The 22,702-nt window shown below is 62.3% G+C and carries 24 protein-coding genes; 15 read left to right on the forward strand and 9 right to left on the reverse strand.

What is annotated here, in order from left to right; translation table 11 throughout:
• Positions 1–369: HAD family hydrolase (locus tag CFII68_RS07905; protein WP_018610763.1), on the forward strand; the 369-nt coding region annotated here is incomplete at its 5' end.
• A 143-nt stretch (positions 370–512) separates the two neighbouring features.
• Here CFII68_RS07905 and CFII68_RS07900 read toward each other — a convergent pair.
• Both CFII68_RS07900 and CFII68_RS07895 read right to left on the reverse strand, forming a co-directional pair.
• A complete protein-coding gene (locus CFII68_RS07900; protein ID WP_018610764.1) occupies positions 513–1,460 on the reverse strand; it encodes an alpha/beta hydrolase in 948 nt (315 codons plus the stop codon).
• Positions 1,461–2,345, reverse strand: coding sequence for a neutral zinc metallopeptidase (locus CFII68_RS07895; RefSeq protein ID WP_018610767.1), 885 nt, complete (start codon positions 2,343–2,345; stop codon positions 1,461–1,463).
• 252 nt (positions 2,346–2,597) lie between these two features.
• Here CFII68_RS07895 and CFII68_RS07890 point away from each other — a divergent pair, with 252 nt between their 5' ends.
• Positions 2,598–3,476: a DMT family transporter gene (locus tag CFII68_RS07890; RefSeq protein WP_018610770.1), complete on the forward strand. Its 879-nt coding sequence runs from the start codon at positions 2,598–2,600 to the stop codon at positions 3,474–3,476.
• A 139-nt stretch (positions 3,477–3,615) separates the two neighbouring features.
• Here CFII68_RS07890 and CFII68_RS07885 read toward each other — a convergent pair whose 3' ends face one another.
• Complete coding sequence (locus tag CFII68_RS07885; protein ID WP_018610772.1) at positions 3,616–4,953, reverse strand: MFS transporter; 1,338 nt, start codon at positions 4,951–4,953, stop codon at positions 3,616–3,618.
• 266 nt (positions 4,954–5,219) lie between these two features.
• Between CFII68_RS07885 and quiC the strand changes: the two genes are divergently transcribed.
• On the forward strand, positions 5,220–7,121 hold the full coding sequence (gene quiC, locus CFII68_RS07880) for a 3-dehydroshikimate dehydratase QuiC (protein WP_018610775.1): 1,902 nt from the start codon (positions 5,220–5,222) through the stop codon (positions 7,119–7,121).
• Positions 7,122–7,224: 103 nt separating this feature from the next.
• The gene (locus CFII68_RS07875) at positions 7,225–7,902 is read left to right on the forward strand and encodes a TetR/AcrR family transcriptional regulator (RefSeq protein WP_024618215.1); all 678 of its coding nucleotides are present in this window, start codon (positions 7,225–7,227) and stop codon (positions 7,900–7,902) included.
• 118 nt (positions 7,903–8,020) lie between these two features.
• Here CFII68_RS07875 and CFII68_RS07870 read toward each other — a convergent pair whose 3' ends face one another.
• The 4 genes from CFII68_RS07870 to CFII68_RS07855 form a co-directional block, all read right to left on the reverse strand.
• Positions 8,021–8,872 carry a shikimate dehydrogenase gene (locus tag CFII68_RS07870; protein ID WP_371103553.1) on the reverse strand — a complete coding sequence of 284 codons (852 nt, stop codon included), beginning with the start codon at positions 8,870–8,872 and terminating at the stop codon, positions 8,021–8,023.
• A 5-nt stretch (positions 8,873–8,877) separates the two neighbouring features.
• A complete protein-coding gene (gene aroQ / locus CFII68_RS07865; RefSeq protein WP_014340320.1) occupies positions 8,878–9,318 on the reverse strand; it encodes a type II 3-dehydroquinate dehydratase in 441 nt (146 codons plus the stop codon).
• A 303-nt stretch (positions 9,319–9,621) separates the two neighbouring features.
• Positions 9,622–10,113 carry a DUF523 domain-containing protein gene (locus CFII68_RS07860; protein WP_018610784.1) on the reverse strand — a complete coding sequence of 164 codons (492 nt, stop codon included), beginning with the start codon at positions 10,111–10,113 and terminating at the stop codon, positions 9,622–9,624.
• 2 nt (positions 10,114–10,115) lie between these two features.
• The gene (locus tag CFII68_RS07855; RefSeq protein ID WP_018610785.1) at positions 10,116–10,748 is read right to left on the reverse strand and encodes a 2OG-Fe(II) oxygenase; all 633 of its coding nucleotides are present in this window, start codon (positions 10,746–10,748) and stop codon (positions 10,116–10,118) included.
• 153 nt (positions 10,749–10,901) lie between these two features.
• Between CFII68_RS07855 and CFII68_RS07850 the strand changes: the two genes are divergently transcribed.
• Positions 10,902–11,645 carry a DUF2059 domain-containing protein gene (locus CFII68_RS07850; RefSeq protein WP_018610787.1) on the forward strand — a complete coding sequence of 248 codons (744 nt, stop codon included), beginning with the start codon at positions 10,902–10,904 and terminating at the stop codon, positions 11,643–11,645.
• A 129-nt stretch (positions 11,646–11,774) separates the two neighbouring features.
• Here CFII68_RS07850 and CFII68_RS07845 read toward each other — a convergent pair whose 3' ends face one another.
• Positions 11,775–12,722, reverse strand: coding sequence for an alpha/beta hydrolase (locus CFII68_RS07845; RefSeq protein WP_018610789.1), 948 nt, complete (start codon positions 12,720–12,722; stop codon positions 11,775–11,777).
• Between the two features lie 108 nt (positions 12,723–12,830).
• Between CFII68_RS07845 and CFII68_RS07840 the strand changes: the two genes are divergently transcribed.
• The 8 genes from CFII68_RS07840 (at position 12,831) to sctL (ending at position 18,494) form a co-directional block, all read left to right on the forward strand.
• Positions 12,831–13,406, forward strand: coding sequence for a DUF6436 domain-containing protein (locus CFII68_RS07840; protein ID WP_018610791.1), 576 nt, complete (start codon positions 12,831–12,833; stop codon positions 13,404–13,406).
• Between the two features lie 404 nt (positions 13,407–13,810).
• Positions 13,811–14,734 carry a sigma 54-interacting transcriptional regulator gene (locus CFII68_RS07835; protein WP_018610792.1) on the forward strand — a complete coding sequence of 308 codons (924 nt, stop codon included), beginning with the start codon at positions 13,811–13,813 and terminating at the stop codon, positions 14,732–14,734.
• Between the two features lie 93 nt (positions 14,735–14,827).
• Positions 14,828–15,037 (forward strand): hypothetical protein, encoded by a 210-nt coding sequence (locus CFII68_RS07830; RefSeq protein WP_003206573.1) that lies wholly within the window; start codon positions 14,828–14,830, stop codon positions 15,035–15,037.
• Positions 15,038–15,095: 58 nt separating this feature from the next.
• Positions 15,096–16,007, forward strand: coding sequence for a type III secretion protein (locus tag CFII68_RS0126125; RefSeq protein ID WP_033062782.1), 912 nt, complete (start codon positions 15,096–15,098; stop codon positions 16,005–16,007).
• Positions 16,008–16,059: 52 nt separating this feature from the next.
• Complete coding sequence (sctI, locus tag CFII68_RS07825; RefSeq protein WP_018610797.1) at positions 16,060–16,434, forward strand: type III secretion system inner rod subunit SctI; 375 nt, start codon at positions 16,060–16,062, stop codon at positions 16,432–16,434.
• Between the two features lie 14 nt (positions 16,435–16,448).
• Positions 16,449–17,336 carry a type III secretion system inner membrane ring lipoprotein SctJ gene (gene sctJ / locus CFII68_RS07820; RefSeq protein WP_018610798.1) on the forward strand — a complete coding sequence of 296 codons (888 nt, stop codon included), beginning with the start codon at positions 16,449–16,451 and terminating at the stop codon, positions 17,334–17,336.
• The gene (locus tag CFII68_RS07815) at positions 17,333–17,923 is read left to right on the forward strand and encodes a hypothetical protein (protein ID WP_018610799.1); all 591 of its coding nucleotides are present in this window, start codon (positions 17,333–17,335) and stop codon (positions 17,921–17,923) included. Before sctJ ends, CFII68_RS07815 begins: the two co-directional genes overlap by 4 nt.
• Positions 17,901–18,494: a type III secretion system stator protein SctL gene (gene sctL / locus CFII68_RS07810; RefSeq protein ID WP_018610800.1), complete on the forward strand. Its 594-nt coding sequence runs from the start codon at positions 17,901–17,903 to the stop codon at positions 18,492–18,494. Before CFII68_RS07815 ends, sctL begins: the two co-directional genes overlap by 23 nt.
• Before the next feature lie 59 nt (positions 18,495–18,553).
• On the opposite strand, the gene CFII68_RS07805 is transcribed toward sctL, so the two are convergent.
• The gene (locus CFII68_RS07805) at positions 18,554–19,018 is read right to left on the reverse strand and encodes a CopD family protein (RefSeq protein ID WP_018610801.1); all 465 of its coding nucleotides are present in this window, start codon (positions 19,016–19,018) and stop codon (positions 18,554–18,556) included.
• A 99-nt stretch (positions 19,019–19,117) separates the two neighbouring features.
• Here CFII68_RS07805 and dinG point away from each other — a divergent pair, with 99 nt between their 5' ends.
• Together dinG and CFII68_RS07795 are read left to right on the forward strand one after the other, a co-directional pair.
• The gene (dinG, locus tag CFII68_RS07800; RefSeq protein ID WP_018610802.1) at positions 19,118–21,262 is read left to right on the forward strand and encodes an ATP-dependent DNA helicase DinG; all 2,145 of its coding nucleotides are present in this window, start codon (positions 19,118–19,120) and stop codon (positions 21,260–21,262) included.
• A gap of 237 nt (positions 21,263–21,499) precedes the next feature.
• Positions 21,500–22,645 (forward strand): EstA family serine hydrolase, encoded by a 1,146-nt coding sequence (locus CFII68_RS07795; protein WP_018610803.1) that lies wholly within the window; start codon positions 21,500–21,502, stop codon positions 22,643–22,645.
• Positions 22,646–22,702 lie beyond the last annotated feature (57 nt).

Consider the following 22,702-nt stretch of genomic DNA (forward strand, 5'->3'; position numbering starts at 1 on the left):
GTCGAGTTGGTGCGCGAGCTGGCCGGGCGCGGCCATCGCCTGGGCATCCTCACCCGCAACGCCCGCGAGCTGGCCCACGTCACCCTCGAAGCCATTGGCCTGGCGGACTGTTTCGCCGTGGAAAATGTGCTGGGCCGCGACGAAGCACCGCCCAAGCCTCACCCCGGTGGCCTGTTGAAGCTGGCCGAGGCTTGGAACGTGGCGCCCGAGGCGATGGTGATGGTGGGCGATTACCGTTTTGACCTGGACTGCGGACGTGCGGCGGGCGCACGGACGGTGCTGGTGAACCTGCCGGACAATCCATGGCCGGAGCTGACGGATTGGCATGCGCGGGATTGTTCGGCGTTGCGGCGGATGTTGTCGGCTTGAGATAAGTGGTGACTGACCCGCCGCCTTCGCGAGCAGGCTCGCTCCCACAGGGGCTCTCTGTCGATTACAAAATCTCTGTTCGCCACAAATCCACTGTGGGAGCGAGCCTGCTCGCGAAGAGGCCCTTTCGACCGCTACAAAACTTACTGACCAAACAACACCTTCAACCCCTCAGGCGAAGTCAACATCCCATCCCCGTTATGCCCCACCCCGGGCACTTCGATCAGCCGCTGGTTCAACCCCTCGGGATGGCGCCGGGTCAGGTAGTCGAAAAAGAAACGCCCGCGCAGTAACCGATACGGCCCCTGGGTTTGTGCTTCGCAGCCTTTATCCAGCGCCGGATGTTCCGGGTCGGTGTCTTGTTGCCCGAGCAGATAGACGATGTCGCGCTTGACGTAGTTTTCCTCCAGCCGGGCGGGTGTTTGTCCGGCGGCATAGGCGGGCATGTCCTGCAGGCCGTATTTCCAGCGGTTGAAGCCAGGGCAACTGGCAGGGTCGAAAGCCATGGGCCGTTGCGCATCGAAGTAGGCATAGGACGACGGGTTGGCGATGACAAAGCGTGGGCTGATCCGGTATTGGCCGTGGGCGAGCAGGGCATAGCGCTGCACGACCTGGGCGCCGCCGGAATGGCCGGCGATGACGATCTCTTTCACTTCGGGAAACTGCTGCCGGTCACTGACTCGCGCAACGATGTCGTCCAGTACCTGGAACGAACTGACCGGGTTGGGCCCTGTGGACAGGCCGCCGGCCATCCAGTCGTTGCCTTGCCAGCGCAGGAGGTCATTGGGCAATTGATGGCGCGCCACGTCCTGTTCATTGAGAAACTGCGGGGCGATGATCAGGGTGGTGCCCAGTTGTCCGGCCTGCCCGGCAGCCTTTTCGGCGCTGTGCAGGTAGGTGTCGGCATTGCGCAGCCGACCGTGGAGGATGATCAGCACGCGCTGGATGGACGCCGGCGGGGGGCTTACGCCGACGGCCATGGCGCCGCCCTTGAACTGCAGTCGCCCTTGGGCGACCACGTTGACGCCATGTTCCTCGGCCTGGGCAACGGCGCAGCACAGCACCAGCCCGATCAACGCCCCCCACTTCATCTACAGGGCTTTCGCCGCGAACGTGTCGCACTGGCTGACCTGGCCCTGGGCGAACCCGGTCTTGAACCAGCGCACGCGCTGCGCCGACGTGCCGTGGGTGAAGGAGTCCGGCACCACGCGGCCCTGGCCTTGTTGCTGCAAGCGGTCATCGCCGATGGCATTGGCGGCGTTCAAGGCCTCCTCGATGTCTCCCGGCTCCAGCCAGTTCAGGCGTTTTTGCGCATGGTTGGCCCACACACCCGCCAGGCAATCGGCCTGCAACTCCTGGCGTACCAACAAGCCGCCGTCGCCTTCCATCTGCCGGCCTTGCTGGCGCGCTTCCTGGATTTTCGCCGACACGCCGAGCAGCGTCTGCACATGGTGTCCGACTTCGTGGGCAATGACGTAGGCCTGGGCGAAGTCCCCGGCCGCGGCGAAGCGTTGGGACATTTCCTTGAAGAAACTCATGTCCAGATAGACTTGCCGGTCTGCCGGGCAATAGAACGGACCGGTCGCCGACGAGGCAAGGCCGCAGGCCGAATTGACCCGACCGCTGAACAACACCAGTTTGGGCTGCTGGTATTGGCGTCCGGCCTGCTGGAACACCTGGCCCCAGGTGTCTTCGGTATCGCCGAGGATCGAGCGCACGAACTCGGCCTGTTCATCGTTGGCCGGTGGCGCCTGGCGGGTTTGTGAAGTGGCGGGGGCGGACTGGTCCATCTGCCCGGCCAGTTGCCCGAGAATCTGCATCGGGTCCTGACCGGTGATCCAGCCGATGCCGACGATCAGGAGGACGGCAGTCAGGCTCAATCCCTTGCCGCCGCCGAAACGCATTCCGCCGCCGCCCCCACCGTCGCCGCGAGCGTCCACCACGTTGTCACTGCGGCGACCTTTTTTCCATAACATGTGGGAAACCCTCTGAATGACGCTGCGAGAAATGACTGCTGTGGCGATGAGTCTAGCTTTTAGGCGCCCAAGGTGCGCGCCGCGCTTGAGCTGTCAGGCAACGAACACGGGGTTTGGTTCAGCGATGAGCCAATCCTGCCTGGCTGCGGAATTTTCATTACACTTCGGATTCAGAACTTATCGGTATGCTCGCTGGCCCAACAACTGCATCGTGCGTCACGGCCCTTACATCAAGCAACGCAGGTTTCCCTCATGACCGTCAGCACACCGCTCTCCGGCGTCAATCAGGCTTTCAAGGGCATCGTGCTTATTCTGGTCGCAACGTTCCTGTTCTCCAGTCATGACGCGTTGTCGAAATACCTCTCGGGTTTTTATCCGATCGTCATGGTGGTCTGGGCGCGCTACGTAGTGCACACGTTGTTGATGGCGGGTATTTTCCTGCCGCGCTCGGGGCTGCGGGTGCTGCGTACCAAGCGCCCGCTATGGCAGTTGGCCCGGGCGTTGTGCCTGCTGGGCACCAGTCTGTTTTTCACCTCCGCGTTGATGTTCATTCCACTGGCGGAGGCGACGGCGGTCAACTTCCTCGCGCCCGTGCTGGTCACCGCCTTGTCGGTGCCATTGCTGGGCGAACACGTGACACGCGGGCAATGGATCGCGGTGATCTTCGGCTTTATCGGGGTGTTGATCATTGTCCATCCCGGCGGCGATCTGTTCACCCCGGCGGTGATACTGCCGTTCTGTTCGGCGCTGTTCTTCTGTTTCTACCAACTGCTCACGCGCAAGCTCAGCGAGATCGACAGCCCGACCACCAGCAACTTCTTCGCCGGCCTGTGCAATACCTTGGTGATGAGCGCGCTGGTGCCGTTCTTCTGGCAAGTGCCGAGCCTGTTGCACGGTGCGATGATGCTGGCGCTGGGCGCCTGCGGGATGACGGCGCACCTGATGCTGACCCAGGCCTTCCGCTTTGCCGCCCCAGCGCTGCTCGCGCCGTTCGGGTACTGCCAGATCGTGTTTGCCGGGCTGCTGGGCTGGTTGTTGTTCAACCACACGCCGACGCTGACCACCGTGGTGGGCATCGCCTTGATCTGCTTGAGTGGGTTGGCGGCGGCGTGGCAACAGCGGCGGGCTTAACACCGATTGTGAAGGGGGCAATTGTGGGAGCAAGGCTTGCCCGCGATGAAGACGATGCGGTCCTGAGTGAACCGAGGCGCCTTCATCGCGGGCAAGCCTTGCTCCCACAGTGGGATAAATAATCCCCGGCTGACTGGTATCAGTTTTCCAGCGTAGGCACCTTGCGCGGTGCCATGAAGTACAGCCAGGTCAGGGCAATGAAGTACATCGCCGGGATCAGGGTGAACAGCACGGTGTAGTTGTTATTGGTGATCGTGAGGATGTGGCCCACCAGTTGTGTCATGAACATCCCGCCGATGGCCGCGCACATGCCGCCGAAGCCGAACACCGTACTCATCATGTGCTTGGGCGTGTAGTCCATGACCAGGCTCCAGATGTTGGCGGTCCAGGCCTGGTGCGCGCCGATGGCCAGGGAAATGGCGAACACCGCCATCCACAGGCTGCTGGAACCCGCGGCCATGATCACACCAATGATGCAGCAGGCGAACAGCAGCATGGACACCAGTCGCGCCTTGATCGGATTGAGGCCACGGCCGATCAGGAACGAAGACAGGATGCCGCCGCCCACGCTGCCGAAGTCGGCGGTGAGGTAGATGATGATCAGCGGGATGCCCATCTGGGTCACGTTGATGCCCAGGTTGTACTGCTGGTTCAGGAACGGCGGCAGCCAATAGAGGTAGAACCAGAACACCGGGGCGGTGATCGAGTAGGCCAGGGCGAACGCCCAGGTGCCGCGCATGCGCAGGATGCGTGAGAACGGCACGCGGACCTGGTCCGGTTCGTCCTGGGCCTGGATGTAGTCCAGTTCCGACTGTTTGACGGTGGGATGGTCTTCGGGGTTGAAGTATTTCAGGCCCCAGAACAGCAACCAGATCCCGCCGAGGGCGGCCATGCACAGGAACGCGGCCTGCCAGCCCCACACGTGCAGGACCAGCGGCAGCAGCATCGGGGTGAACATCGCGCCGACGTTGGTCCCGGCGTTGAAGATACCGGTGGCCACGGCCCGCTCGCCCGCCGGGAACCACAGCCGTGTGGTCTTCACGCAGGCCGGGTAGTTGGCGGCTTCGGTGAGGCCCAGGATAAAGCGGCAGACCATGAAGCCCACCGCCGAGGTGGCCAGGCCGTGGGCGCCGGTCGCCAGGCTCCAGAGCAGCACGGCGCAGAAGAACACGCGCTTGACGCCGATCCGGTCGATCAGCCGCCCTTGCAACACGAAGCCGACGGCATAACCGACCTGGAACCAGAAGTTGATGTTGGCGTAATCCATCGCCGTCCAGTTCATTTCCTTGGCCAGGATCGGCTGCATGACGCCCAGGGCGGCGCGGTCGATGTAGTTCAGGGTCGTGGCGAAAAACACCAGGGCGAGCATGCCCCAACGGGTCTTGCCCACGGCCATGGCGCCGCGGATCTTGTCACCGATGGTGCCGGTGGAGACTCCCAGGGCGGGGGCCAGGCGGGAACTTTGGGAAGGAATCATAACGTGTACCCGTTTTTGAAATTCTTATGGTTGGTCTGGGTCTGTCCATCGAGGTCGGCAGGGCCGGCATCCATGTGGGAGCGATGGTGCGCAGTGAGCAAAAAATCGTCAATTCAGCTATGGGCATTTTGTTCGATAATCGCCCAAAAAACTAACCGGATGGTACATATTAAATTGCTGAAAGAAACTGGCAGCTCAATAATCGGCTGACTCTTTAAAAAGCGGCGCACCTTTTGTAGCCGATGCCTGTCCCGGGAGCCGAAGTCATGCAGCGTTCCATTGCCACCGTGTCCTTGAGCGGTACCTTGCCGGAAAAACTCGAAGCCATTGCCGCCGCCGGTTTTGATGGGGTGGAAATCTTCGAGAACGACCTTCTCTATTACGATGGCAGCCCTCGGGAAATCAGGCAGATGTGCGCCGACCTGGGCATCGCCATCACGTTGTTCCAACCGTTTCGTGACTTCGAAGGCTGCCGCCGCGATCGCCTGTCGCGCAACCTGGAGCGGGCCGAGCGCAAGTTCGACCTGATGCAGGAACTGGGCACTGACCTGGTGCTGGTGTGCAGCAATGCCTCGGCCGACAGCGTCGGCGATGAACAGATCCTGATCGATGACCTGCGCCTGCTGGCCGAACGGGCCGGTGCGCGTGGCTTGCGTATCGGTTACGAAGCGCTGGCCTGGGGCCGCCACGTCAATACGTATCAACAGGTCTGGAACATCGTGCGCCAGGCCGATCACCCCAGCCTCGGCGTGTTGCTCGACAGCTTCCATACCTTGTCCCTCAAGGGCGATCCGAGTGCGATCGCCGAAATCCCCGGCGACAAGATCTTCTTCGTGCAGATGGCCGACGCGCCGATCCTGGCCATGGACGTCCTGGAATGGAGCCGGCATTTCCGTTGTTTCCCGGGGCAGGGCGAGTTCGACTTGCCGGGTTTCCTGGCGCCGATCATCAAGAGTGGCTATACCGGACCGCTGTCGCTGGAAATCTTCAACGACGGGTTCCGCGCCGCGCCGCCACGGGCCAATGCCGCCGACGGCCTGCGCTCGCTGCTGTACCTGGAAGAAAAGACCCGTCAGCGCCTGGCTGAAGAAGCGCCCTCCATGCGTAATGCCGACATCCTGTTCGCCACGCCGCCGGCCAGCGAATACGACGGCATCGAATTCCTCGAGTTCGCCGTGGACGATAACCTCGGTGCCAAGCTCTCCCATTGGCTGGAACGGCTGGGGTTCGTCAAGGCCGGCCAGCATCGTTCGAAGAATGTCAGCCTGCTGCGCCAGGGCGACATCAACCTGATCCTCAACAGCGAACCGTACTCCTTCGCCCACAGTTTTTTCGAAGCCCACGGACCGTCGTTGTGCGCCACCGCCGTGCGCGTGAAAAACAGCGCCAGCGCCCTGGAGCGGGCCGTTGCCTACAAAGGCCAGCCCTATCGTGGGTTGGTGGGCCCCAATGAACTGGAGCTGGCGGCGGTGCGCGCACCGGACGGTAGCCTGATTTACCTGGTGGACCAGCAGGCCGACGTCTATGGCACCGATTTCAACCTGCAGCCGGGTGCGGTCATTGGGGCCGGGCTCAAGCGCATCGACCACATGGCGATGGCGCTACCGGCCGACAGCCTCGACAGTTGGGTGCTGTTCTACAAGAGCCTGCTGGATTTCGAGGCCGACGACGAAGTGGTCTTGCCCGACCCTTATGGCTTGGTAAAAAGCCGTGCGCTGCGCAGCCGCTGCAGTTCGATCCGCTTGCCGCTGAACATTTCCGAGAACCGCAACACCGCGATCTCACACGCGCTGTCGAGTTATCGCGGCTCCGGCGTGCATCACATCGCCTTCGACTGCGACGACATCTTCGCTCAGGTCAGTCGTGCCAAAGAGGCGGGCGTACCGTTGCTGGACATCCCGCTCAATTACTACGACGACCTGGCGGCGCGTTTCGATTTCGACGACGAGTTCCTCAGCGAACTGGCCTACTTCAACGTGTTGTATGACCGTGACGCCCAGGGTGGCGAGCTGTTCCACGTCTACACCGAGCCGTTCGAAGGGCGTTTTTTCTTCGAGATCATCCAGCGCAAGAACGGTTACGTCGGTTATGGCGCCGCCAATGTCGCGGTGCGCCTGGCGGCCATGGCCAAGTCCCGCAGCGGTGGTTTGCGACACGCCAAGTTGTAGGGAAATCGTAAACGTGGCGGTAATGGGCCGTGTCGTGGCTTCCTTCAGTGCACGGTGCGGCCCATAATCGCCAGCCTGTGCAGTGATGGTCGTGAGCCCCGCAATGACTATGAATCCAGAGCTTTCCGCAGCGCTCGACGAACCCGTCGTCGCGCCGCGCAAGAGTCGCAAGAACAACCCGGAGAAGACCCGGGAAAACATTCTTCAGGAAGCCATCGTCGAGTTCGTCCAGCAAGGCCTGGCCGGTGCCCGGGTCGACGCCATCGCCGAGCGCATCCACACCTCCAAGCGCATGATCTACTACTACTTCGGCAGCAAGGAGCAGTTGTACGTCGAGGTGCTGGAAAAACTCTACGGCGATATCCGCACCACCGAGAGCCGCCTGCACCTGGCGGAACTGGCCCCGGTCGACGCGATCCGGCGCCTGGTGGAGTTCACCTTCGACCACCACGATCGCAATGTGGATTTCGTGCGCATCGTCTGCATCGAGAACATCCACAACGCCGAGTACGTGAAGCAGTCAGGCGCGATCAAGGCGATGACCAATACCATCCTCGATTCCCTGGGCGTGATCCTGCGGCGCGGCGCTGAAGAGGGTGTGTTCCGTGCCGGCCTCGAGCCGCTGGATGTGCATCTGCTGATCAGTTCGTTCTGTTTTTACCGGGTGTCCAATCGCCAGACGTTCGGTGAGATCTTTCAGATCGACCTGTCGGATGAAGCGGTCAAGCAGCGGCATCGTGAGATGGTCTGTGAATCGGTATTGCGCTATCTGCAGGCCTGACACCGAATCCAGTGTGGGAGCGGGCTTGCTCGCGAATGCGGTGTGTCAGTTGCACATTTGCTTGCTGACACACCGCATTCGCGAGCAAGCCCGCTCCCACAGGGGATGTAGTCAGGCTTCAGTGATTCATGTCCTGGAAATGCGCCAGCATCCGCTGCGCATCTGGCGCCACGCCGCTGAACAGTTCGAACGCCTTCACCGCCTGGAACACGGCCATGTTGCCGCCATCCAGTGTGCGGCAGCCGACCGCGCGGGCGTTGCGCAGCAGTTCGGTTTCCAGTGGGAAGTAGACGATCTCCGCGACCCACAAAGTGCCGCGCAACAGCTCGACCGGCACCGGCATGCCCGGTAGTTTTGCCATGCCCATGGGCGTGGTGTTCACCAGGCCATCGGCCTCGGCCATGGCGGTGGGCAGGTCATGCCCGGCGCGGGCGCGGCCAGCGCCGAAGTGTTGATTCAAGTTGTTGGCCAGCGCCTCGGCACGGCTGACCTCGACGTCAAAAATGCTCAGGGTTTCTACGCCTTCCATCAACAGCGCATGGGCCACCGCCGCGCCGGCGCCACCGGCGCCCATCTGGACCACACGCTTGCGCGCCACATCCCCCAGGCCGCGACGAAAACCTTCGGCGAACCCCAGGCAGTCGGTGTTGTGGCCGATGCGCTTGCCGTCCTTGAGCACCACGGTATTGACCGCGCCGATACCACGGGCCTCGGGTGACAACTCATCGAGCAGCGGGATGATCGCCTGCTTGCAGGGGAAGGTGATGTTCAGGCCGGTGAAGTCCATGCGTTCGGCGGCCACCAGTAGATCGGCCAGGGCGCCGCTGTCGAGCTTCAGCGCATCGAGGTCGATCAGCCGATAGAGGTAACGCATGCCTTGGGCATCGCCCTCATGCTCATGCAGCGCAGGCGTGCGAGAGGCCTGGATGCCCGCGCCGATCAGGCCGGCCAGCACAGTGATATTCGACATGCTCATCAACCCTTCAACCGCTGACTGAAATGTTCAAGGGCCAGACGATAACCATGGCTGCCAAACCCGCACATCACGCCAATGGCGACGGATGAGACGAAGGAGTGATGACGGAAGGTTTCACGGGCGTGGACGTTGGACAGGTGGACTTCGATGACCGGTACTTCGCTGGCCACCAAGGCATCGCGGATCGCCACGGAGGTGTGGGTCCAGGCTGCCGGGTTGATGACGATACCGGCGCAGCGGCCACGGGCGCCGTGAACCCAGTCGAGCAATTCGCCTTCCTGGTTGGTCTGGCGAAACTCCACCGCCAGGCCGAATTCTTCAGCGGCGCGGCCGCACAGTGCCGAGATGTCAGCCAGGGTTTCATGGCCATAAGTCGCCGGCTCGCGTGTACCGAGCAGGTTCAGGTTCGGGCCGTTGAGCACCAGAACGATCGGAGGCATCGCAATTTCTCCACATTTTTATTGTTGGTGTCGGCGGGGTTTCAGCCGCTGGAGATAAATTGTACTAGATGGTTAATTTGGTCAAATAAAGCAGCCGACATCGGCCAATAAGTGTTCGATGATCGAACATGACCTTTGCCAAGAGAGGAGGGAGGGCTCTTGTGGCGAGGGCATTTATTTGTGGGAGCAAGGCTTGCCCGCGATACAGGCGATGCGGTCTTTCAGAAATTGAGTCGCCTGTATCGCGGGCAAGCCTTGCTCCCACAGAGAGTTCCTTGCCGCTGAGAACTGCGCGGCTCAAGGTTACTCGCTGTTCAAGGCCTTGAGGGCCGCCGCCGCTTCAGGCAACTCCAGCTCACTGAACACCTTCACGCCATGGCGCTTGAGCAACGCCGCCGTCACGCCTTCGCCGCTGACCTTCACACCGCTGAACGTTCCGTCATAGGTCAACAGGTTGCCGCACGACGGGCTGTTGGCCTTGAGCACGGCGATGCGGATGCCGTGTTCACGCACCCGCTCCAGCGCTTGATACGCGCCTGACAGGAACTGCGCACTCACATCCTCACCGTCGGTGGTGATGACCCGTGCCTGGTCGTCGAGCACTTGCCCGCCCTGTCCGCCAGGAATCTCCGCCGCCGCCCGAGGCGTAGGCAAGCCGCCGGCGACTTCCGGGCACAGCGGCACGATCCGGCCTTCGTCGAGCCACTGCTGAAGTTGATCGAACGGCCCGCTGGTACCGCCGTCGTAGCGCACGCGATGCCCGAGCAGGCAGCGACTGACCAGGATTTTTTCCATCGTCAGAACAACTCGTTGCCGCGACGGCGGAACCAACCGGTCAAGGACAGGCGATCACGCGTGGCGGGCAGTACTTCATGGGGAATGTCCCCCGACAGGAACACCACCAGACAACCGCCAATGGGCACCACGTCCTGCTCCAGGTTTTCGTCCAGGTACATGCGCAACTGGCCGCCGTGTTCCGGCAACCAGTCGTCATTGAGGTAGAGCACCGCCGACACCATGCGTCGGTCGTCATCGCGGAAGCGGTCGACGTGCCTGAGGTAAAACGCGCCGGGTGGGTAGAGGGCAAAGTGGCTTTCGAAGTCTTCCAGGCCCAGGAACAACCCGCGATTCATCGCTTCGCGCAGGCTGTCCATCAGCCCCAGGTAATGGTCGCAGGCTTGCGCCTGGCCGGCTTCGATCCACTGGATGTGATCACCCCGGATCCCTTCGCGGATCTCCGAGAACGGCCCGCGCCCGACCGCTGCCGGAGCCAGTTCGCCCTCGGCGGCGCGCTGGCGGCATTCGGCCGCCAAGGCGCGGGTCAGCGCCTCCGGCAGGAAGAGGTTCTGCTGCGACCAGCCGCGCTCGGCCAAGTCGTCGACGATACGTAACAGCAGCGGGTGATCAGAAGGTATTTGCATGGCGCGCATAGTATGCCTGTGCCTGCAAAACCGACAGCGCCACGCAGCGGGTTCGCTGTGTCGATTCGCTGCGTCAGATTGCACCGCAGTACGAACTTGATACGAATTCTCGACAAGACCCCACACCCCACGGAGAATAGTCGGCTGCTGACAGGAGTCCCTATGCGCCGTTTGCTTTTCTCACTGTTGATGTTCTGCGTTTTGCCCGCCTGGGCAGACAGCTACGACCAGTTGTACAAGGTCGCCGGCTGGCCGGAACAGCGGGCGCATTTCAGTGATGCCTTGAGCGCCGCCCAGCAGCGCTATCAGAGCAGCCTGCCGCCGGCGGTGTTCCAGGCGTTGGTGAACAACAGCAATCAACGTTTCGCCCCCCGGGCCATGGACCAGCGGGCCGAGGCGCAAATGCGCAAGAATCTTCATGACCCTCAGCCGGCCCTGAGCTTCTTCCAATCGCCTTTGGGCCGCAAAGTCGTAGCAGCTGAGTTGCTGGCGACCCGGCGTGATCAATTGGCGAAAAACGCCAAGGGCCTGCCGAAGATGCCTGCCAGCGACAACCGCCTGTTGATCATCGGCCACCTGGCCCAGGCCCTGCCCGCCCGCGAGGCCGGCGCCGAGGTCAGCCTGGCGATCGCTGGCGTGGCGGCCGACAGCCTGAGTTCGATGATCCCGGGGCTCTTGGGGGCCGGCCAGGCCCAGGGCATGTTGAATGGACAACGCCAACGGTTAATGGAACAGATCGGCGCGGACCTGAACAACACGCTGTTGTACGTCTACCGTGACCTCACGGATACCGAGCTGGAAGAATTCGCCACCTTCGCCGAATCGACCGAGGGCCAGGCTTATTATCAAGCGGCCCTGGCGGCGATTCGGGCGGGGTTGGCGGTGGGGCAGAATCTCGGGCAGTAGTTCTTCAGTATCCCTGAGACCGCTATCGCGAGCAGGCTCGCTCCCACAGGGTATTTGGATGAACTCAGGTTTTGTGATCGATTAAGATCCAGTGTGGGAGCGAGCCTGCTCGCGATAGCAATAGCCCAGTCACCGCCGGATCCTGCTCATCCGCTTGGTCAAGAACCCAAACATCTCCTGCCGCATCGCCAGCGCCTCGTTCGCCAGGTGATGCCGCCCTTCAGGCAACATCAACACCTGCGGCCGGTCGAACTTGCTGCGCAGCACTTGCAGGTTGTGCGCCCAATCCACCGTCATGTCCGCCTGTCCCTGCACGATCAATGGCTGGCGCGGGCTGCTCGGGGCGGCTTCGATACGCTTGATCCATTGCCCCAGCGCACCCACCCACGCGGTGGGCAGGCGCAGCGGTTGCAACGGATCGGCTTGCAGGAATGACAGGAATTGCGGGTCGGTAGAGTTCTCGCTGAAACGCCGGGCAATACCGGTCACGAAGGGCTTGAGCAGGTAATAACTCAAGCGCGACCAGCCCCAGGCCCGCGGCCGCACCAACGGTGACAGCAGGATGACCTGCCCCTGGGCCGGGCTCTGCGCGCCCTGGTTGAGCACGTGATCGACGACGATCGCCCCGCCGGTGCTTTGCCCACACAGATGCCAGGGTTGCGGCAGGTCCAGCGTCCCGGCCTCGGCCAACAGGCCTTGCAGCGCGGCCTGGTATTCGGCGAAATCCTCGATGCTGGCGCGTTCGCCACTGGACAGGCCATGGCCCGGCAGGTCACAGGCGATCACCGCGAATTTCTGCTCCAGGGCCCATTCGATCAAGTGCCGGTACAGCCCCATGTGATCGTAGTAGCCGTGGAACACAAACAAGGTCGCCACGGCTTTTTCCGGCCACCAGACCTGGCTGACCAACTCATACCCACCCACCTCGAAACGCCCCAATCCCTTGCGCACGCTGCGCTGGGGAAAGTCCAGGCCATAGAACCGCTGGTAGGCCTGGGCTTGCTCGGACAGGGCTTGCCACTGGGCCAGCGGTTGCAGGCTGGCACGCAGGAGATCGGGGTCGAAAGTGGCAGGCATCAAGATTTCCAGGCATAGGCGCATCGCGCGAAACAGACTTTGTAGGCCTGCGATATTCATCTGTCGCGGCAGGCATGGCAAGCTACGCGGCCTCAGAGGATCGACTCCATGCGCCCGTCCCACCGCACGACCTTGCTCGCCAGCCTGCTCGCCCTCGGATGCGCCGTCGTATTGTGGATGGCCTATGACTGGTTCCAAGGCCGTTTCCTGCGGGCTTTCAGCCAACACACCGTGGTGTTTTCCGGCGACCCGCTGCGCCTGCCTGCCGATCTGGCCGGCCCCGGCGCCATTCGCCTGGTGCATTTCTGGGACCCGGCGTGCCCGTGCAACGTCGGCAACCAACAACACCTTGCCGAGCTGGTCGATAAATATGTGCCGCAAGGCGTCGAGTTTTATGCGGTACAAAAAGCCGGCAGCCAAGGTCGGCTGCCGGCCACGTTGAGCCACTTGAAAACCCTCCCGACGCTCCCCGGCTCGAGCCAGATTCCAGCCAGCCCGGCCGTGGCGATCTGGGATCGCAGCGGCAAACTGGCGTACTTCGGCCCCTACAGCGAAGGCCTGACCTGCAACTCGAGCAACAGCTTCATCGAGCCGATTCTCGAGGCATTGAGTGCCGGCCGGGAAGTTGATGCGACTCACACATTAGCGGTGGGCTGTTATTGCCCATGGTCGGTTTCAAACTGACGAATTAACTACAACACGTATTGCCAACCGCCTCTAGGCTGATGCCACTAAGTTATGCCGAGTGTTTGCTTTTAGAGTTCTTGCTCAAAGTAAGGGCCTGGGCTGAACCGTTTGTCGGATCCAATTTTTCCAAACGACGCCATTACCGATCCTTTTCGGCCTGTGCCCCATGCCAGACGGCTTGTGCAGGGCATTTGAGCCCGGCTGACCGTTTAGCTGAATCGATTAACAGCGGCGGTGCCAGCATGAACTTTTTTTTAATCTCTTCTCTAAACCTCGTGACCAGAAAAATGTTCATTACCCGTGCAGTCGCGCGGCGGCGCTAACTAGAGGAAGTGTCACACGCCTTTTCATCGTTCAACTTGTCGACCCTTCTAACCAAACAAGAAATGGAATCGTCAGTGATGCAAAAGCTGCTATGCGCTGCACTTTCCAATCCCTATAAAGAAGATGCCCTCAACCTCGAGGCGTTCGTCCAAAGCGTCGCTCCGCTGATGATCGACGTGTTGCTGCGCGGCGAGACGGGTACCGGTAAAGACACGCTGGCAGAAAAGATCCATCGCATGTCCGGCTGCTCCGGCAAGTTCGTTGCCATCAACTGCGCCGCCATTCCCGAAAGCCTCGCCGAGAGCCAGCTTTTCGGGGCCAACACCGGCGCGTTTACCGGGGCCAGCCAAAATCGCGCGGGGTTCGTCGAAGCCGCGCATAACGGCACGCTGTACCTGGACGAAATCGACAGCATGCCGTTGACTCTGCAAGCCAAACTGCTGCGGGTCCTGGAATCCAGGACGGTCCAGCGCCTGGGCTCGACCCAGAACATCCCGGTGAACATGCGGGTGATCGCCTCCGCCCAGTGCCCGCTGGGAGAAATGGTCGAACGTGGCGAGTTTCGCCGGGACCTTTATTTTCGCCTGAACATCATCAGCCTCAAGCTGCCCCCACTGCGCAGCCGCAAGGAGCGCATCGTGCCGCTGTTCCAGTCGCTGGTGCGCCGGGAGGCCCAGGCACTCGACCGGCCCTACGTCGCGCCGTCGCCAGCACTGTTGCGCCAACTGCTCGGCTACGCCTGGCCTGGCAACATCCGCGAACTGCAGTCCGCCGCCAAGCGATACGTGCTCGGCTTGCCGGCACTGCCCCGCGCCGAGCAACTGGAACACAACAGCTCGACGCTCAAGTTGAAAGAACACCTGCAGCAGTTCGAAAAAATCCTCATCGAGGACTGCATGCGCCGCCACCATCACTGCATCGACAAGGTCATCGCCGAACTGGGTATCGCCCGGCGCACGCTGTATTACCGGATGAAGTGCCTGCAAATATCGACGAGTTGAGTGGGATCGGTGGAACCGTTTACACAACGGTCGCCACTTAACCATCGAGACGTTCACGATCGTCTCGCCATTCCACAACCCGGAGATACGACTATGAGTTTTGGTGGAGCTTCTCTCGCCGCTTCCACGGCTGCCATGCAGCAGATGGACGCGACCTCGGCTGCGATGACAACCATGAAATCCCAATTCGACCAGAAAAAACTGGTCGCCGACACCATGAACGCAATCGCGGCAGGGTCGATGGACACCGCAACCAAAGCCATTACCGCCATGGGGGAAGCCTCGAAAAACATACGATTCTGACCTCTCGCTGCAGCCCCGCTCCGGCGGGGTAACCTCAAGCGCGATGCGAGGAGGCCCAATGCACATCGACTTGCCAGACAGCCTTCGAGCTCTCAGAGACCTGTCCCATGACGAGCCCACGCTGCGTCCTGCACCGACTCCACCAGGCCTGCACTTGGCGCTGCATGGAGCCGGCGACCGGTTGAGGGAGTCGCTCGTCCAGTGGGGCAACGAAAAGGGTTCGACGGGCGGACAGTCCCAGTCTGGCTGGCCGAGCCCCCAGGACAGATTTGCCGCAGAGACCGAAGACCCTTTGCGTCTGGTACTGGAAGACATCCTGGAAGAGATCAACAGCGGCACCGGCTCCAATCTCGACGTCGATATCGATGACGCCTATTCCAACGAAGACCTGTTCAACGATCTGGCGCAGATGTTCGCCCATCGTCGGCAGCCCATCGGTGACAACGATGTCGACAGCCAAAGCGATTTCGGCAGCGCCAACAACCCCTTCTGTGGCGCGCTGTTCGGCGCCTGGGAGATGGAGGGCGACCACGCCACGCGGCGCAGTCGTCATGACGCGAGCCTGTCGCTGCTGCTCAAGATCATCGCGGTCCTGGGCCGCAGGAAACTGCTGACGCTGCTGGAAATCGACGAAGGCGACGGGCAGGCGCGGTATGAACCGGACGACCAGGACCTGTTGTTCGAGATCGCCGCCTTCATGGACCAGCACCCGGCGCGCTATCCCCCACCGGCGACCCTCGACGCAGAACGCTGGACATGGACCGAACGCATTGCCCGTGGCACAGCGCTGGATGCTCGCGAAACCCGGTTGTTCCAGCTTGCCCTGGAAGAGCTGGACTTCGCCCTCGCCCGCCTGGCCGGCCAGCAGCCCCCGCTGCGCCAGCGTGCCCGGCGCAACCGGGAAGAAATCGAGTTTCACCTGAGCGTCACCGGTAGCGCTCGCAACGTCTTGAGGCTGATGTGCGCCTGAAGGCACCCGACCTTTGAGTTTTCAAACCAACCTTTGAAACAGGAGACATTCCGTGGACATACATGCCATCGACCCCAGCAACCTCGCCTCCACTTCCGCCAAAACGAGCGCCAGGCCACAAGCGAGCGCCGAGACCAGTGATGTCAGTTGGTTCAACGCACAAATGCGCGAAAAAGCCCCCGCCCCGGACAGCGAAAACAACGTCGCGGCACGCATCATTGACTCGCTGTCGAGCCGCTCCGGTGAACTGCAGCGCCTGGACGACCGCGCCAACCGAGACATGCTCAAGGCTATCCGCACTGCCGACCCGCAGGACATGTTGCAGTCGAACCGCTCACTGTCGTCCTTCCACCTGGAAAGCCTGATGACCGCGAAAGTGGTCAGCAAAGGCTCCCAGGCCATCGAGAAGCTCACCAATCTTCAGTAAAGGGAAGGCCGGTCATGTCCATGCGCGCGTTCTCAACACTGTTGCTGTGCCTGCTGCTCACCGGTTGCGACGAACGGACGGCGTTGCACAGCCATCTTTCCGAGCAGGATGCCAACGAAGTGATCGCCGAGCTGGCGAACAAGAACGTGGAGGCGAGCAAGCAAGTCGACAAAGAGGGGCTGACCGTGCTGGTCGAGCCTGCCGACATGAACAGCGCCGTCCAGGTACTCGAAGCCGCTGGCCTGCCGCGTCGCTCACGTTCCAGCCTGGGGGAGATCTTCCGCAAGGAAGGGGTCATTTCCACGCCGATGGAAGAGCGTGCCCGCTACATCTATGCGCTGTCCCAGGAGCTCGAATCGACGCTGTCACAAATAGATGGCGTGTTGCTCGCCCGGGTCCATGTGGTCCTGCCGGAACGGGTGGCCCCGGGTGAGCCGGTCCAGCCCGCATCAGCCTCGGTGTTTATCAAGCACACCAATGCCCTGGACCCCGACAGCATTACCCCGCGCGTGCGCAATCTGGTCGCCAGTGGGATTCCCGGCATGGCCGATGCCACCCAGAACCCGACCAAGTTATCGGTGGTCTTCGTTCCCGCCGCGCCGTATCAGGAACGGCGCAAGATGGCGTATTTCGGGCCGTTCCTCATGCAGGCCGATGACATCGGCTATTGGCGAGCGGTGACCGTGACGGCAAGCATCACCTTGCTCGCCATCCTGATGGGCGTCTTGTATGGCCTCTACCGACTATGGCGTCAGGGCGTGTTGGTGCTGCCACGTTTTCTCGACCACTCGCTCGCCAAGCCAGCCGGGGCGCCGACCGCCCCCCAAAGCAGCGCGACACCCGGGCTGTTCGCCGTGAAAAACCCAGGGACCAAACCCGACAGTAACGGGACCGCCGCATGACGGCGGAGATTGCATGGGTTCGCTGGTGGAGCCTCGCGTGGCGCGAAGCAGACCGGGGCTGGTATTCGTCGGCGCTTTGCCTGCTGACCGCGCCACAGATCGACACCCTCGCCCGGGGGCAGCATGCCGCGCTTGCCCGCAGCTTCGGGATGACGCCGTGCACGCCCCCCCAACCCAGCCCGACGCTGCAATCGCTGTTCTGCGGCACGCCCCGGACCTTGGCCCTTGCCTGCGAATTGGTGGCGAGTACTTGCGCGCCGTTAACGGCAACACAGGCACTCTCGGCGCAGGACCGGGCCTGGTGCGAGCGCACCGCCAAAGCCCTGCGCCCAGGGCACTGGCTCGAACAAGACCAGGACCCACTCGCGCTGCTGCGCGCCTGGTTGGGCGAACGGGCTTGGGAACGGGCACGCCTGGCGTTCCCACGCGACAGAATCATCGCCATCGAATCAGCACCCGCCCCTCAACCGCCAGCCGCCAAGCTGAACACGCTTTGGCAGTCCGCCTGCTGGAAGGCTGAGCAAAGCCTGGCACCCTCGGCCCCTATCCAAACGGAGAGACACGATGCTCGCTCGGCGTTCGCTTGAACTGCGCCCCGATGGCCAAGGCCTGTCGCAGCCCTACATCGCGCGCGAAACCCTGGTTGATTGTGCCCGCGCACAGGTCATCCTCGAACAGGCCCAGGTGCAAGCTGCACAATTGCTTGAACGCGCCAGCGCAGAGGCGGACGCGACCGTGCTCGAGGCCCAAGCGCAATTCTGGGAAAAGGCCGAAACCTTGCTCGCCGCGTGGGAAACCCAGCGTCAAGCCATGTGGGAGCGCATCGAGACGAGTGCTGCACACGTGGTCAACGAGGCCCTGGGGACGCTGTTGAACGAGGTCCCGGAGCAGGCACGCATCGATGCACTCGTCCGCCAACTGGCGTCGCGCCAGGACGACCCGGTCAGCGCCACCCTTCACTGTCATCCTGAAGACCTGGCAAACCTGACCCAGAGCCTGGGCACCGACAGCCGACGCCCCTGGACGCCGGTGGCCGATGCCGACATGGAACGACATCAACTGAAGCTGGAAACGCCAGGCGGCACATACCTGCTCGACTGGCCCACCGCCGTCGAAGCCCTACGCCTGCCCGAACCACAACACATCACCGCAAGCTGACCCACCGCTTTCGCGAGCAAGCCCGCTCCCACAGGTTCTGTGTGATGCCGCCGATTTTTTCAGAACATCGGCCGCGCCGCGCCAATCGCTACCACCAGCAACCCGATCAACAGGTTGATCCCCACCAGCCTGCGAATCTTCCCCAGCACCGCCGCACCCGCCGGCCAGTCCTGCGCCGTCACGGCGTTACGCAATGTCGGCAGTTGCAGGCCCTGGATGCGGATAAACAGCGCCGTCATCACCACATACAACCCCATCATCACTTGCACATACCGCGGCGCGGTTTCGAAACCGGCGAAGCGCATATGGATCAGGCCTACACCGCTGATCGGTAAAAGCACCACCGCGACCCAGACCCAGACAAAAAAACGCTGAAACACTTCTACCCACAACTTGAGCCGGGCAGGGCCCTCAAGCGCCGTCATTGCGGCGGGGCGCAGGATCATCCAGGCGAAGAACATGCCGCCGACCCAGACCAGGGCCGCCAGTAAATGCAGGGTGTAGACGAGGGCAAAGGGTGTCATTGGGTTACTCCGTTCTGCGCAGGATTCATTAGCGGGGTATGATAGCCGCCGATCCGAACCACTGAAAATTTATCCAGCGTTTTTTGCGCCCGACCATTCATGATCAGCACCGAACTCAAAACCACGATCCAGGGCGCCTATTCGCGTTTTCTCGAAGCCAAGAGCCTCAAGCCGCGATATGGCCAGCGCCTGATGATTGCCGAAGTGGCAAAAGTCCTGGGTGACATCGACACCGACGACGAAGGCCGGCGCAGTGGCGAGCCCGCCATCGTGGCGGTGGAGGCCGGCACCGGTACCGGCAAGACCGTGGCCTACAGCCTGGCGGCGATTCCCACGGCCAAGGCCGCTGGCAAACGCCTGGTGATCGCCACGGCGACCGTCGCCCTGCAGGAGCAGATCGTCTACAAGGACCTGCCCGACCTGATGCGCAACAGCGGCCTGAACTTCACGTTCGCGCTGGCCAAGGGCCGTGGGCGCTACATGTGCTTGTCCAAGCTCGACATGTTGCTCCAGGAAGGCCACGCGCAGACCGCCACGGCTCAGCTTTTCGAAGAAGAAGGCTTCAAGATCGAAGTCGATGAGGCCAGCCAGAAGCTGTTCACCAGCATGATCGAGAAGCTGGCCGGCAATAAATGGGACGGCGACCGCGACAGCTGGTCCACGGCCCTGGAAGACGCCGACTGGTCCCGCCTGACGACCGACCATAGCCAGTGCACCAACCGCCATTGCCCGAACTTCGGCCAGTGCGCCTTCTACAAGGCCCGCGAAGGCATGGGCAAGGTCGACGTCATCGTCACCAACCACGACATGGTCCTGGCTGACCTGGCCCTGGGCGGCGGTGCGGTGCTGCCGGACCCGCGCGACACGATCTACGTGTTCGACGAAGGCCACCACCTGCCGGACAAGGCCATCGGGCATTTCGCCCATTACACCCGGCTGCGCTCCACCGCCGACTGGCTGGAAACCACCGCCAAGAACCTCACCAAACTGTTGGCCCAGCATCCATTGCCGGGTGACCTGGGCAAGTTCATCGAGCAAGTGCCGGAGCTGGCGCGGGAAATCAAGACGAACCAGCAGTTCATGTTCACCGCTTGCGAGCAAGTGGCCGACTTCAAGCCCGGCGAAGACGTCGAGGGCCGCGAGCGGCCACGCCACCGGTTTGTCGGCGGGGTGATCCCCGAGCACATGCGCGAAATGGGCGTAGAGCTCAAGAAAGGTTTCGCACGCCTGACCGATCTGTTCACGCGCCTGACCGACCTGCTCAAGGAAGGCATGGATGGTGAGGTCAACATCGGTATCGCCAGCAACCAGGCCGAAGAGTGGTACCCGCTGTTCGGTAGCCTGTTGTCCCGCTCACAAGGCAATTGGGAACTGTGGACGGCCTTCACCGCCGAGGACCCGGAAGACAACCCGCCAATGGCGCGGTGGCTGACCCTGGCCGAAAGCGGTTCGCTGTTCGATATCGAGGTCAATGCCAGCCCGATCCTGGCGGCGGAAATGCTGCGTCGCAACCTGTGGAACGTGGCCTACGGCGCGCTGGTAACCTCCGCCACGCTGACCGCCCTGGGCACGTTCGACCGTTTCCGCATGCGCGCCGGCCTGCCGAAGAAAGCCGTGACCGCCGTGGTCCCGAGCCCCTTCCATCACGCCGATGCTGGCGTGCTGCGGGTGCCGGACCTCAAGGCCGACCCGCGTGACGCTGCCGCTCACACCGCCGCGATCATCCGCGACCTGCCAGAACTGGTGGAAGGCTCACGGGGCACCCTGGTGCTGTTTTCCTCGCGCAAACAGATGCAGGACGTGTTCGACGGCCTTGACCGTGACTGGCGCAAGCAGGTGTTCATCCAGGGCAACCTGTCGAAGCAGGAAACCCTGAACAAACACAAGGCGCGGGTCGATGGCGGCGATTCCAGCGTGCTGTTCGGCCTGGCGAGTTTTGCCGAAGGCGTGGACTTGCCGGGTGCCTATTGCGAGCACGTGGTGATCGCCAAGATTCCGTTCTCGGTCCCCGATGACCCGGTGGAAGCCGCGTTGGCCGAGTGGATCGAAGCCCGAGGCGGCAACCCGTTCATGGAAATCTCCGTACCGGACGCTTCGCTGAAGCTGGTCCAGGCGTGTGGCAGGTTGCTGCGCACCGAAGAAGACCGCGGCACCATCACCTTGCTCGACCGCAGGCTGGTAACCCAGCGCTATGGCAAGGCGATCCTCAACGCGCTGCCGCCGTTTCGGCGGGAGATTTCCTGAGGCTGCTGCAACTTCACGGTGAGGCAATGTATTTGTGGGAGCAAGGCTTGCCCGCGATGAGGTCTGTGAGGTCTTTCTGAGACCGAGGTACCTTCATCGCGGGCAAGCCTTGCTCCCACAGGTTCTTCTTGCCACGGGGGGCATGCTTAGCCAGCCGTCTTGCGACGGTTCCCAAAAACCTGAATGGCTGAAACAATGCCAGCCACCTTAAAAGTGTTTGTTTCAAGGGAGTTACGGGTGCAGATTCAAGGCCATTATGAACTTCAGTTCGAGGCGGTGCGTGAAGCGTTCGCGGCGCTGTTCGATAATCCCCAGGAGCGCGGCGCGGCGTTGTGCATCCAGGTGGGGGGTCGCACGGTGATCGATCTGTGGGCCGGTACCGCCGACAAGGATGGCCATGAAGCCTGGCACAGCGACACCATCGCCAACCTGTTTTCCTGCACCAAGACCTTCACCGCCGTCACCGCCCTGCAACTGGTGGCCGAAGGCAAGTTGCAGCTGGATGCCCCGGTAGCCCGCTATTGGCCCGAGTTTGCCGCCGCCGGCAAGCAATCCATTACCCTGCGCCAGTTGCTCTGCCATCAGGCCGGGTTGCCGGCGCTACGTGAATTACTGCCGCCCGAAGCGCTTTATGACTGGCAAGCCATGGTCGATGCCCTGGCGGCAGAAACACCCTGGTGGACGCCGGGTGAGGGCCACGGTTATGCCGCGATCACCTATGGCTGGCTGATCGGCGAGCTGTTGCGCAGGGTCGATGGGCGTGGTCCGGGGGAGTCCATCGTGGCCCGTATTGCCAAGCCGTTGGGCCTGGATTTTCACGTTGGCCTAGCCGACGAGGAGTTTCATCGCGTGGCCCACATCGCCCGTGGCAAAGGCAACGTCGGCGATGCCGCGGCCCAACGCCTGCTGCAGGTGACGATGCGCGAGCCGACGGCCATGACCACCCGGGCCTTTACCAATCCGCCGTCGATCATGACCAGTACCAACAAGCCGGAATGGCGGCGCATGCAGCAACCGGCGGCCAACGGCCACGGTAACGCCCGCAGCCTGGCCGGGTTCTATGCGGGGCTGCTGGACGGCAGCCTGCTGGAAGGTGAAATGCTCGACGAACTGACTCGCCAGCACAGCTTCGGCGAGGACAAGACGTTGTTGACCCAGACCCGTTTCGGCCTGGGTTGCATGCTCGACCAGCCGGATGTGCCGAATGCGACCTACGGCCTCGGCCCACGGGCGTTCGGTCATCCGGGGGCCGGGGGCTCCATGGGGTTTGCCGACCCGGAACATGATGTGGCTTTTGGCTTCGTGACCAACACGCTCGGGCCTTACGTATTGATGGACCCGCGCGCGCAGAACCTTGCGAGGGTACTTGCCACTTGTCTATAAAGCGCCATTGAAGGCGGCGGGCACCGGAACCTCGTGTCCTTTTCAGTTTCCAAACGT

Source organism: Pseudomonas sp. CFII68, assembly GCF_000416195.1.
Classification (GTDB): domain Bacteria; phylum Pseudomonadota; class Gammaproteobacteria; order Pseudomonadales; family Pseudomonadaceae; genus Aquipseudomonas; species Aquipseudomonas kilonensis.

What these genes read in the sequence shown, in the direction of transcription:
- CFII68_RS07900 (WP_018610764.1), bottom strand. Translation starts at nt 1,460, where the DNA reads ATGAAGTGGGGGGCGTTGATCGGGCTGGTGCTGTGCTGCGCCGTTGCC.
- CFII68_RS07895 (WP_018610767.1), bottom strand. Translation starts at nt 2,345, where the DNA reads ATGTTATGGAAAAAAGGTCGCCGCAGTGACAACGTGGTGGACGCTCGC.
- CFII68_RS07890 (WP_018610770.1), top strand. Translation starts at nt 2,598, where the DNA reads ATGACCGTCAGCACACCGCTCTCCGGCGTCAATCAGGCTTTCAAGGGC.
- CFII68_RS07885 (WP_018610772.1), bottom strand. Translation starts at nt 4,953, where the DNA reads ATGATTCCTTCCCAAAGTTCCCGCCTGGCCCCCGCCCTGGGAGTCTCC.
- quiC (WP_018610775.1), top strand. Translation starts at nt 5,220, where the DNA reads ATGCAGCGTTCCATTGCCACCGTGTCCTTGAGCGGTACCTTGCCGGAA.
- CFII68_RS07875 (WP_024618215.1), top strand. Translation starts at nt 7,225, where the DNA reads ATGACTATGAATCCAGAGCTTTCCGCAGCGCTCGACGAACCCGTCGTC.
- CFII68_RS07870 (WP_371103553.1), bottom strand. Translation starts at nt 8,872, where the DNA reads ATGTCGAATATCACTGTGCTGGCCGGCCTGATCGGCGCGGGCATCCAG.
- aroQ (WP_014340320.1), bottom strand. Translation starts at nt 9,318, where the DNA reads ATGCCTCCGATCGTTCTGGTGCTCAACGGCCCGAACCTGAACCTGCTC.
- CFII68_RS07860 (WP_018610784.1), bottom strand. Translation starts at nt 10,113, where the DNA reads ATGGAAAAAATCCTGGTCAGTCGCTGCCTGCTCGGGCATCGCGTGCGC.
- CFII68_RS07855 (WP_018610785.1), bottom strand. Translation starts at nt 10,748, where the DNA reads ATGCGCGCCATGCAAATACCTTCTGATCACCCGCTGCTGTTACGTATC.
- CFII68_RS07850 (WP_018610787.1), top strand. Translation starts at nt 10,902, where the DNA reads ATGCGCCGTTTGCTTTTCTCACTGTTGATGTTCTGCGTTTTGCCCGCC.
- CFII68_RS07845 (WP_018610789.1), bottom strand. Translation starts at nt 12,722, where the DNA reads ATGCCTGCCACTTTCGACCCCGATCTCCTGCGTGCCAGCCTGCAACCG.
- CFII68_RS07840 (WP_018610791.1), top strand. Translation starts at nt 12,831, where the DNA reads ATGCGCCCGTCCCACCGCACGACCTTGCTCGCCAGCCTGCTCGCCCTC.
- CFII68_RS07835 (WP_018610792.1), top strand. Translation starts at nt 13,811, where the DNA reads ATGCAAAAGCTGCTATGCGCTGCACTTTCCAATCCCTATAAAGAAGAT.
- CFII68_RS07830 (WP_003206573.1), top strand. Translation starts at nt 14,828, where the DNA reads ATGAGTTTTGGTGGAGCTTCTCTCGCCGCTTCCACGGCTGCCATGCAG.
- CFII68_RS0126125 (WP_033062782.1), top strand. Translation starts at nt 15,096, where the DNA reads ATGCACATCGACTTGCCAGACAGCCTTCGAGCTCTCAGAGACCTGTCC.
- sctJ (WP_018610798.1), top strand. Translation starts at nt 16,449, where the DNA reads ATGTCCATGCGCGCGTTCTCAACACTGTTGCTGTGCCTGCTGCTCACC.
- CFII68_RS07815 (WP_018610799.1), top strand. Translation starts at nt 17,333, where the DNA reads ATGACGGCGGAGATTGCATGGGTTCGCTGGTGGAGCCTCGCGTGGCGC.
- sctL (WP_018610800.1), top strand. Translation starts at nt 17,901, where the DNA reads ATGCTCGCTCGGCGTTCGCTTGAACTGCGCCCCGATGGCCAAGGCCTG.
- CFII68_RS07805 (WP_018610801.1), bottom strand. Translation starts at nt 19,018, where the DNA reads ATGACACCCTTTGCCCTCGTCTACACCCTGCATTTACTGGCGGCCCTG.
- dinG (WP_018610802.1), top strand. Translation starts at nt 19,118, where the DNA reads ATGATCAGCACCGAACTCAAAACCACGATCCAGGGCGCCTATTCGCGT.